The following is a 10,193-nucleotide window of genomic DNA, read 5'->3' as shown; positions in this document are numbered from 1 at the left end:
ATTTTTTGATATTTGTCTAATGACAAATAATGAAATTCTTAAGCTTCAAATGGTGTTACAGAAACGAAAGACTTATTGTCTTTTTTCTTTTGGAATTTTACAACTCCGTCAACTTTAGCGTGTAAAGTGTGATCTTTACCCATGTAAACGTTTTCACCAGCATTGTGCTTAGAACCTCTTTGTCTCACGATGATATTTCCAGCGATAGCTGCTTGACCACCGTAAATCTTAACGCCTAAACGTTTCGATTCTGATTCTCTACCGTTCTTAGAACTACCTACACCTTTTTTGTGTGCCATGACGTTTTAATTTTGTTTGTTAATTACTCAGCTGCCTCAGCTGCCTCTTTTTTTGTTGCTTTCTTTTTAGCTCCTCCTGCATTGATTCCTTCAATAACAATTTGAGTTAAAGACTGTCTGTGACCGTTTTTCTTTTTGTAACCTTTTCTTCTTTTCTTTTTGAAAACGATTACTTTGTCACCTTTAAGGTGTTGTAAAACTTTAGCTTCTACAGAAGCACCTTCTATAGCTGGGGCGCCTAAAGTAATGTTGTTGTTATCGTCAATTAAAAGAACTTTGTCAAAAGTAACAGTTGTTCCTTCTTCTGAACCTAAACGGTGAACATACACTTTTTGGTCTTTGCTAACTTTGAATTGTTGCCCTGCTATCTCTACGATTGCGTACATAACAATAAATTAAGATGTTAATTAAGGCTGCAAATATAAAACTTATTTTTTTATATTCAAAAGAATTTACTCTAGTAGAATTATAAATAAAGTTTTTATACTACTTTGTAAATGAGTTGGTTCTATAGTAAGAATATGAATTGATACTTTTTATTTCATTATCTGAATAATCTAAACTAATGAAGATCTATTTATCTTATTACATTTTCTTTTTTCTAGTTATATTTTAGTTTTAATAGTCTACTATGTGATGATTTTTCAAGACCTTTTTAACTTTTTTAAGTGTTGTTTAGCTACTGTTGAAGAAGTTCTGGTTAGTCTCTCATCAAAATAATTGTATTGATTATCTTACCCATTTCTTTTATTAAGACAGTTGTTAGCTATTATTTATCTCTGATTATTTTTCTAAATTTCTAAGCATCAGAAGCTGTATTAGCATTAATAATATATTCCAGATATGGGGAATTCAGCATTAATTAGTTGACTAGCTATGTCTTCAACACAGAATTCTATATCAAATAGATCTTTACAACTCAATAGGCTATGTGATTTTTTGTAAACATTTTAACTATCTGAGCAAAATACAAAAACACCTCACTTTTTTTTAATCTTAAAAAACGTATCTCGTTAAATTACAGTATTTTAAGCTAAAAACAATTTTTTATGTTAAAATCGGTATGCTTGCCAAAGCTAGTATTCATAAGGCTTAAAGCTAAATCCTTCAACACTTCTTCAACACTTCCTCAAGATTACTCCATATAGAAGGCTATTTGCTGAAGGAATCTTGAAGAACTGTTGACGCATTGTTGAAAAAATTATATCCTCTATAGTATTTAAGGCATCTAATAAATCAATTGTTCCTAGAATCATTTTAGGCGCTTCTATTAAATTTTTTTTTAAAATAAAAGGATCGAAATGAATAGGATGAGTGATAATAGCGATAATAAAGTAACCTCTACATCAATGATTTTAGGATTGTATTATATAAAATGAGGATCAATTTTATTTATAAGGAAAATGTAAATATTTTTTAATTGTGTTGTAACAAAATTGATTGACTTGCGTCTTATTAGTTATAACCTAATTTCAAAATTATTGTAGAATGAAAAAATCTTTATTGATTCTAGGCGCGCTATTCTTTGGAATATCGGCTTCAGCTCAAAAAGTGGAATTTGACGAGTACACTTTAGATAATGGACTACACGTTATCCTGCATCAAGATAAATCTGCACCTGTAGTAATTACTTCAGTAATGTATCACGTAGGTGCAAAAGATGAAAACCCTGAACGCACAGGATTTGCACATTTCTTTGAACATTTATTATTTGAAGGAACAAAAAATATTGACAGAGGAGAGTGGTTTAAGATTGTTACTGCAAATGGTGGTCAGAATAATGCTAATACTTCTGATGATAGAACTTATTATTATGAAGTATTTCCTTCTAATAATTTAGAGTTAGCATTATGGATGGAATCAGAGCGATTAATGCATCCAGTGATAAACCAGATAGGTGTAGATACTCAGAATGAAGTAGTAAAAGAAGAAAAAAGACTTCGTGTAGATAATCAACCTTATGGGCAATTATTTACAGAAGTTAAGAAGAACTTGTTTACGAAACACCCATATCGTTGGGCACCTATAGGCTCTATGGAGCATTTAGATGCTGCTACATTGGAGGAGTTTTTAGCATTTAATAAGAAATTTTATATTCCAAATAATGCGGTATTAGTTGTAGCGGGGGATTTTGAAAAAGATCAAGCGAAAAAGTGGATTAAACAATATTTTGGTGCAATACCAAAAGGACCATCTATTGAAAGAGTTGTAATAGAGGACGATCCAATAACTAAAGAAATTCGTGCAGAGTTTGAAGATCCGAATATCCAATTACCAATGATTGTTGAGGCATATCGCACTCCTTCTATGAAAACGCGCGAAGCAAGAGTTTTGGATATGATATCGGCTATATTGTCAGGAGGTAAAAGTTCTAGATTATATAAGAAAGTTGTAGATCAAAAGAAAATGGCTTTAGAAATGTCTTCTTTTAGTTTAAGTCAAGAAGATTATGGAATCTATTTTATTTATGGTATCCCAATGCAAGGATTTACTACAAATGATTTGGTAAAAGAAATTGATGACGAAATTGAAAAATTGCAAACTGAATTAATATCTGAACGTGATTTCGAAAAATTACAAAATATTTTTGAGAAACAATATGTTGATGAGAATGCTTCTGTAGAGGGATTAGCTCATAGTCTTTCAACCTATTATTTGCTTTATGGAGATGTTAATTTGATCAATACAAATATTGATATCTATAGAAGTATTACAAGAGAAGAAATACGTGATGTAGCTAAGAAATATTTGAATAAGAATCAACGACTTCTATTGGATTATATTCCAGAAAAACAAGCTAACAACTAATTAAATAGATATCACATAATGAAAAAAATATATATTTATGCAGCAAGTATAGCTTTTACTTTTGCTGCTCTACAAGTACAAGCGCAAGAAAGAAAACAGCCACAAGCTGGTCCTGCACCTACAGTTCATATTAATCAACCTACATCGTTTGTGTTGAAAAATGGTATGAAAGTTTTAGTAGTAGAAAATAATAAATTACCAAGAGTTTCTTATAACTTAACAATTGATAATCCTCTTGTTTATGAAGGGGACAAAACTGGAGTGTCATCTATTTTATCTGTTATGCTAGGTGAACAGACAAAAAAGATGAGTAAAGATCAGTTTGCAGATGAGATTGACTTTTTAGGAGCTAGTATTCGTTTTCATTCAAATGGTGCATATGGGAGTGGATTGTCAAAATACAATGAGAAAGTACTTAGTCTACTAGCTGATGGGGCTTTAAATTCTGTCTTTACGCAAGAAGAATTTGAAAAAGCAAAAGCAAAAGCAATTGAAAGTATTAAATCTCAAGAAAAAAGTGTGACAGCTATTGCAGGTAGAGTTGAAGATGCACTACTATATGGGAAGAATACGCCTGCAGGTGAATTTGAAACAGAAGAAACAATCAATAACGTTACCCTTCAAGATGTAAAAGATTACTATAATAAATATTTTACACCTAATAAAGCTTATTTAATTGTAGTAGGAGATGTTGAATACAAAAAAACAGAGAAGCTTGTCAAATCATTATTTAGCGATTGGAAGAGTAAAACGATAAGTTTTGAAGATTATAAAATGCAAGGGAATGTTTCAAAGACTCAGATAGACTTTATCGATATGTCTAACGCTGTTCAGTCAGAAATCGCTTTAGTAAATGAGGTAGAATTAAAAATGACTGATAAAGATTATTTTGCTGCTTTACTAGCTAATCAAATTCTTGGAGGAGGAGGAGAAGGTCGTCTTTTCTTAAATTTACGTGAAGCTCATGGATGGACTTATGGAGCTTATTCTTCAATAAGTACAGCGCGAAAATATCCTGGTAAATTTAAAGCCACGGCTTCAGTTCGAAATGTTGTGACTGATAGTGCTGTTACTGAATTTATTAAAGAAATTGACAATATTAGACATACTTTAGTAAAGGATGAAGAACTGAAAATGGCAAAAGCAAAATATATTGGAAATTTTGTGATGCAAATTCAAAAACCTGCTACTGTGGCGAGTTATGCTTTGAATAAGGAACTTTATAACTTACCATCAGATTTTTATGAAAATTACATTAAGAATATAAACGCTGTTACAGCAGAAGATATTCAAAAAGCTGCACAGAAGTATTTCTTAAAAGATAATATGAGAGTCGTAATTGTAGGTAAAGGTGCCGATGTATTAAAAGGACTAGAGTCTTTAGGATTACCTATTAATTATTACAATACATATGCTGATCCAATTGAAAAACCTGAATTTATAAAAGCTATTCCAGCAGGAGTAACAGTAAATACTGTTGTAGATAAATACCTTAATGCAATTGGCGGAGAGAAAAAAGTATCAGAAGTAAAGAGTTTGTTCATAAAAAGTAGTGCTACTGTTCAAGGGATGACTTTAGAAATTGATACAAAAGTGAAAAAGGGTTATATGTCTGTTGAGCAAAAAATGATGGGAGCAGTAATGTCAAAACAAGTAATAACTCCTAGTGAAGGATTTGTGCTTTCTCAAGGACAGAAAATGCCTATAGAAGGTGTTGCATTAAAAGAGGCTCAATCTGCTGCAGAACCATTTGTTGAATTAAGTTATAAAGGAAATAACGATGCTAAAATCACGGGTGTTGAATCAATTAATGGGAAAGATGCAATAGGTGTTAAACTTGGCAATACTACAAATTATTATGATTTAGATTCAGGGTTAAAGTTAGCTACCATTTCTACTATGGAAATGGGAGGGCAATCAATGACACAAACTGTTTATCTTAGTGATTACAAAGAAGTGAAAGGTATTAAATTTCCATTTAAACAAGCAATGAATATGGGAATGGATATTGAAGTAAATACTACAGATATTAAGGTAAATGAAGGTGTTACTGATGCAGATTTCAAATAATTGATTATCTATATTATATGCATAAAAAAGCAACTATTTAATAGTTGCTTTTTTTGTAATTTTGTCTGAAATAATAACAGTAATATTGAAAAATGATTAATATGAATATATCTAAATTTTTATTAGTAGCTATTTTAGGGAGTACCTTATTAGTAGGATGTAAGAATGAAGGACAAAAAAAAACGGAACCTTCTACTGATAAAACAGAAAGTATTAGTACAGAAAGTAATGAAGTAGTGGGGAATGTTGAAAAGGCAACTTTTCAGATCGAAGGAATGACTTGTGCTTTAGGCTGTGCAAAGTTAATAGAAGGTAAATTAGTAGGATTGGATGGAGTGAAAAAAGCTACTGTTGATTTTGACTCCAAAACAGCTTTAGTAGAGTTTGATGATGCAAAACAAACTTCTGAAACAATAACATCTACTGTTGAGAAAATAGCTAATGGTATCTATAAAGTAGAAAATATGGAAGTAACGCCATTATAGTCTGATTATATTGTAGCATAAAGAAAGGGTTCTGAATTTTCAGAACCCTTTCTTTATATCATGCTAAATTACTTCTATGATTTGCAATGAAAGTTTTTTTTAATCAACATTGGTGAGGTCCAGATGCTCTAATCTGTTCCATTGTAATGTTTCTATGATATGTTGCATATCTTTCTGAATATAATCTTTTGCTGGTAAAATAGAATCAAAATTAGGTTTTGCATAAAAATATAAGGAGGCAACTAAAAAGTTTTTGACACTATCTGTTACATAGAATTGTACATTAGTGGCAGCATCTCCTTGCACGTTGTAAAACATTCCATATACTTTGTCTTCTGGATTAATATATGGTTGCTCAATAATTTCATCAGCTTTTATAAAATGCTCATAAGTTAATTTTTGAGCATCTTGTAGTAATTTATCTAGATTATTATCTACTTTCTTATAGTTTACAAATATGGTAGCCTTCATAGAAGGGTAGTGTATTTCTATAGAATTGTCTTTAACGTTCTTAATTTCTGCTATTTTATTTTTTTCAAAAGCATAATAATTCTTTAAATTTTTATATTCAGCATATTCTTGCTCTTGATAGTCTAAAGATAGAAAGGCTTTTGGTTTTGGCGTTGCATCTTGTTTGCAGGAAGTAAATAACGTACAACAAAATACGGTTATCACTATATATGTATATAATAATAGATTTTTATACATTAATATAAGAATATAAAGAATTATTTAATTTTTAAATTTTAATACTAGAACGGAATATTGTCATCATTATTTTCTTTAGGAATGACAAAGTTATTGATAGCTTCCTTCTTTTGTTCATTAAAAGTAGTTGAATTTTTGGATTCATCCGTTTTCTTAATATCTAAAAAAGTAAATTCATTCGCTACTATTTCAACTGTTTGCCTTTCTATACCATCTTCTCCTAACCATTTTCGGGTGCGTATTTTGCCTTCAAGATAGATCCTGTCTCCTTTTGAAAGATATTTTTCGCAGATTTCTGCAGCTTTATTGCGAAATACTATATTGTGCCATTCAGTAGAAGTGATTCTTTCTTTGGTTGTCTTGTTTATATAGACTTCATTGGTTGCCAAAGGAAACCGAGCGATACAATTGCCGTTTTCAAAATAATGTATTTTCACATCATCACCCAAATGCCCAATAAGCATTACTTTGTTTAGTGTGCCACTCATTTTTATCAGTGTTATAAAGTAATAGAATTAATAAAGTTATGAATTACTATTGGAAAACCAAAATTGTTTAAATCTTTCCATGGTATTGCATTTTTTAGTGGGGCTTTTGTCTCAATTAACCAGAAATGAATAAATAAACGTTGATGAGATAATATGTGTTTTATGTATTCTTCATTTAAAAGTGTAACATTTTTAGGAGATATATTCGTAAATTTGTTACTTAGTACATTCTGAATGTCCCGTTCATTCTCTATAAAGCTATCAACTACTGGAAATTGGTATAGTTTTAGCCAAATATCTTTTGTAGTTCTTTGCTCTATTATAGTATTGTGATCCTCATCCAGAAATATTAAAAAATCAAGATAACGTTCTTTGACTTTCGTCTTTTTTAATTTTATAGGTAGTTTGTCTACTTGATTAGTTTGATATGCAATACATTCTTGAATAAATACACATTCACTACAATTAGGCGCTTTTGGAGTGCATTGTATCGCACCAAAGTCCATTATAGCTTGATTAAATGTAGCAGGATTATTATTTGGGATTAATGTTTTTGCTAATGTTTGAAATTCCTTTTTAGTAGAATTACTAGAAATATCAGAGGTAATACCATAAATACGTGATAATACTCTGAATACGTTTCCGTCTACTACTGGTACTACTTCATCAAATGCAATAGAAGCAATAGCAGCAGCAGTGTATTCACCAACTCCTTTTAATGTTAGCAATTCTTTATATGAATTTGGAAATATACCATTGTAGTCATAAGTAACTTTTTTGGCTGTCGCGTGTAAGTTTCTAGCTCTACTGTAATAACCTAATCCTTGCCAAAGGCGCATGATGTCGTCTTCAGGCGCATGAGCTAGGTCTTGTACAGTTGGATAGTGTGATAAAAAGGCTTCGAAATAGGGTAATCCTTGAGCAACACGTGTTTGTTGTAAAATAATTTCTGACAACCAAATTGCGTAAGGATTCTTAGTTTCTCGCCAAGGTAAATGTCGCTTGTTTTGTAAGTACCAAGCAATGAGTTTATTATGAAATAGCATTGCAAAAAGTATTAAATGCAAACTTAAAACTTTATATATTTAAATTTTAATCGATTAAGGTTGAATTATTGGATTATAAATTAATATATTTGCACACTCTAAAAATTTCGGACAACAACAAAATAATTTATATCTAAAAATGACGAAAGCAGACATTGTAGCTAAAATTTCTGAGAAATTAGGGCTTGAGAAAGGAGACGTGCAAGCGACAGTAGAATCTTTTATGGATGAAGTAAAAGCTTCGTTAGAAACAGGGGAAAACGTTTATTTAAGAGGTTTCGGTAGCTTTATTATTAAAACTAGAGCTGAAAAAACAGGAAGAAATATCTCTAAAAATACTACAATTAGAATACCTGCTCATAACATCCCAGCTTTCAAACCTGCTAAGGTGTTTGTAGAAGGCGTTAAGTCTAATACAGAAGTTAAAGTAAAATAATTTATTAATCTCTAAATTACACACATTATGCCAAGTGGTAAAAAAAGAAAAAGACATAAGGTAGCGACGCACAAACGTAAAAAAAGAGCGAGAGCTAACCGTCACAAAAAGAAAAAGTAGTTTAAAACTACTTTTTTCTTTTAACGAAGAAAAGGTTATTACTAAAAGGCTTATCTTAACGGATAGGTCTTTCGGATTATATACCTGTTATTAATGTTTAATCCATCTATACAATCTCATTTTGAGTTTAATGCTCTGTAATGAATGAGTATGGATAAAAATGTACAGTGTGAATAAAGAACTAATTATTAGATCAAGTTCTGAAGCAGTAGATTTTGCCTTATTAAAAGATGGAAAACTAATAGAATTACACAGTGAGCGTGAAGAGAAAGAAGATACAGGTTTTCAAGTGGGCGATATATTTATCGCAAAAATTAGAAAACCAGTTGCAGGATTAAATGCTGCCTTTGTTCATGTAGGTTTTGAGAAAGATGCATTCTTGCATTACCACGATTTAGGTCCAAATCTCAAAACACTGTTGAAATTCTCAAAACTTGTAAGCGGAGGTAAACTAAAGGATTTCTCCTTAAAAAATTTTCCTTTTGAAGAAGAAATAGATAAAGATGGTGTGATTACTGATGTACTTAGTGCTAATCAATCTTTATTAGTTCAAATTGTTAAAGAACCTATTTCTACTAAAGGACCACGTATTAGCTCAGAGCTTTCTATTGCAGGAAGATATGTAGTTTTGGTTCCTTTCTCTAATCGTGTTTCTATTTCTCAAAAAATTGAATCAAAAGAAGAGAAAGAAAGGTTAAAAAAATTAGTACAGTCAATCAAGCCGAAAGGTTTTGGGGTTATTGTACGCACAGTGGCTGAAGGCATGAAGGTTGCAGATATTGAAAAGGATTTGCAAAACTTAATGACGAAGTGGAACACAATGTGCAAAAAATTAACTACAGCTCAGCATCCTTCAAAAGTATTGGGTGAAGTAAATAAAGCTTCTTCCATATTAAGAGATGTTTTTAATGATACTTTTACTGGTATTATTACAGATGATGAGGATCTGTATTTTCAAACAAAGGACTATTTGCAAGAGATTGCTCCTTTGAAAGTTTCCATTGTGAAACATTATTTGTCTAAAGAAGTGCCGATTTTTGAGAAATATAATATCGAACGTCAGATTAAAACTTCTTTTGGTAGAACAGTATCAATGAGTAAGGGAGCTTACTTAATAATAGAACATACTGAAGCTCTACATGTAATAGATGTAAATAGTGGAAACAGGTCAAACAAAGCTCAGTCTCAAGAAGACACAGCCCTAGAAGTAAACCTAATTGCAGCAGCTGAAATAGCACGACAATTAAGATTACGTGATATGGGGGGAATTATAGTGGTTGATTTTATTGATATGGGGAATCCAGAAAATAGAAAGACGCTGTATGACTTTTTGAAAGAAGAGATGAGTGATGACAAAGCTAAACACAAGATCTTGCCTCCTAGTAAGTTTGGGTTAATACAAATTACTAGACAAAGGGTTAGGCCAGAGGTTAATATTGAAACTAGAGAAGAAGATCCTAATGACAATGGTCATGGAGAGATTGAAGCTCCAATTCTAATTATTGACAAAATTAAGGCTGACTTGGAAAGCATTATTTCAAGAGATAAATCAGTAAAGATCATCTTGAATACGCATCCTTTTGTGGCTGCGTACTTAACTAAAGGGCTTTTTTCTATCCGTTTTAAATGGTGGAGAGAGTTTAATAAAAAAATTAAAATTGTTCCACGTGACGCTTACACGTATTTAGAATACCATTTCTTAGATGATAAGGGAAATGAAATTTCAGAATAAT

10 protein-coding genes are annotated in these 10,193 nt (G+C 31.1%); 5 read left to right on the top strand and 5 right to left on the bottom strand.

The window, feature by feature from the left end:
• Positions 1-38: 38 nt before the first annotated feature.
• Both rpmA and rplU read right to left on the bottom strand, forming a co-directional pair.
• Positions 39-299 (bottom strand): 50S ribosomal protein L27, encoded by a 261-nt coding sequence (gene rpmA, locus RH98_RS13745; RefSeq protein ID WP_010256075.1) that lies wholly within the window; start codon positions 297-299, stop codon positions 39-41.
• Between the two features lie 23 nt (positions 300-322).
• Positions 323-685 carry a 50S ribosomal protein L21 gene (rplU, locus tag RH98_RS13740; RefSeq protein ID WP_010256070.1) on the bottom strand — a complete coding sequence of 121 codons (363 nt, stop codon included), beginning with the start codon at positions 683-685 and terminating at the stop codon, positions 323-325.
• A gap of 1,102 nt (positions 686-1,787) precedes the next feature.
• On the opposite strand from rplU, the gene RH98_RS13735 reads away from it, so the two are divergent.
• The 3 genes from RH98_RS13735 (at position 1,788) to RH98_RS13725 (ending at position 5,662) form a co-directional block, all read left to right on the top strand.
• Entirely contained in the window at positions 1,788-3,107 is a 1,320-nt protein-coding gene (locus tag RH98_RS13735) for a M16 family metallopeptidase (protein ID WP_010256066.1), read from the top strand.
• 18 nt (positions 3,108-3,125) lie between these two features.
• Positions 3,126-5,177, top strand: a complete 2,052-nt coding sequence (locus tag RH98_RS13730) for a M16 family metallopeptidase (RefSeq protein WP_010256063.1) — start codon at positions 3,126-3,128, stop codon at positions 5,175-5,177.
• Between the two features lie 101 nt (positions 5,178-5,278).
• Positions 5,279-5,662 (top strand): heavy-metal-associated domain-containing protein, encoded by a 384-nt coding sequence (locus tag RH98_RS13725; RefSeq protein ID WP_010256060.1) that lies wholly within the window; start codon positions 5,279-5,281, stop codon positions 5,660-5,662.
• 99 nt (positions 5,663-5,761) lie between these two features.
• On the opposite strand, the gene gldD is transcribed toward RH98_RS13725, so the two are convergent.
• From gldD to mutY, 3 genes are read right to left on the bottom strand one after another with little or no spacing between them, the layout of a single operon-like run.
• On the bottom strand, positions 5,762-6,370 hold the full coding sequence (gene gldD / locus RH98_RS13720) for a gliding motility lipoprotein GldD (RefSeq protein ID WP_010256057.1): 609 nt from the start codon (positions 6,368-6,370) through the stop codon (positions 5,762-5,764).
• A gap of 44 nt (positions 6,371-6,414) precedes the next feature.
• Complete coding sequence (locus tag RH98_RS13715; protein WP_010256053.1) at positions 6,415-6,858, bottom strand: single-stranded DNA-binding protein; 444 nt, start codon at positions 6,856-6,858, stop codon at positions 6,415-6,417.
• 11 nt (positions 6,859-6,869) lie between these two features.
• Positions 6,870-7,904, bottom strand: coding sequence for an A/G-specific adenine glycosylase (mutY, locus tag RH98_RS13710; protein ID WP_010256050.1), 1,035 nt, complete (start codon positions 7,902-7,904; stop codon positions 6,870-6,872).
• A 139-nt stretch (positions 7,905-8,043) separates the two neighbouring features.
• Between mutY and RH98_RS13705 the strand changes: the two genes are divergently transcribed.
• Together RH98_RS13705 and RH98_RS13700 are read left to right on the top strand one after the other, a co-directional pair.
• Positions 8,044-8,340, top strand: coding sequence for an HU family DNA-binding protein (locus RH98_RS13705; RefSeq protein ID WP_002989807.1), 297 nt, complete (start codon positions 8,044-8,046; stop codon positions 8,338-8,340).
• Positions 8,341-8,629: 289 nt separating this feature from the next.
• Positions 8,630-10,192, top strand: coding sequence for an Rne/Rng family ribonuclease (locus tag RH98_RS13700; protein WP_010256040.1), 1,563 nt, complete (start codon positions 8,630-8,632; stop codon positions 10,190-10,192).
• Position 10,193: the final 1 nt, after the last annotated feature.

The sequence above is a fragment of the Myroides injenensis M09-0166 genome, from assembly GCF_000246945.1.
In the GTDB taxonomy this organism is placed as follows: Bacteria; Bacteroidota; Bacteroidia; order Flavobacteriales; family Flavobacteriaceae; genus Flavobacterium; species Flavobacterium injenense.
Note: the sequence above shows the minus strand (reverse complement) of the source record. Positions and strands in the feature narration are given on the sequence as shown.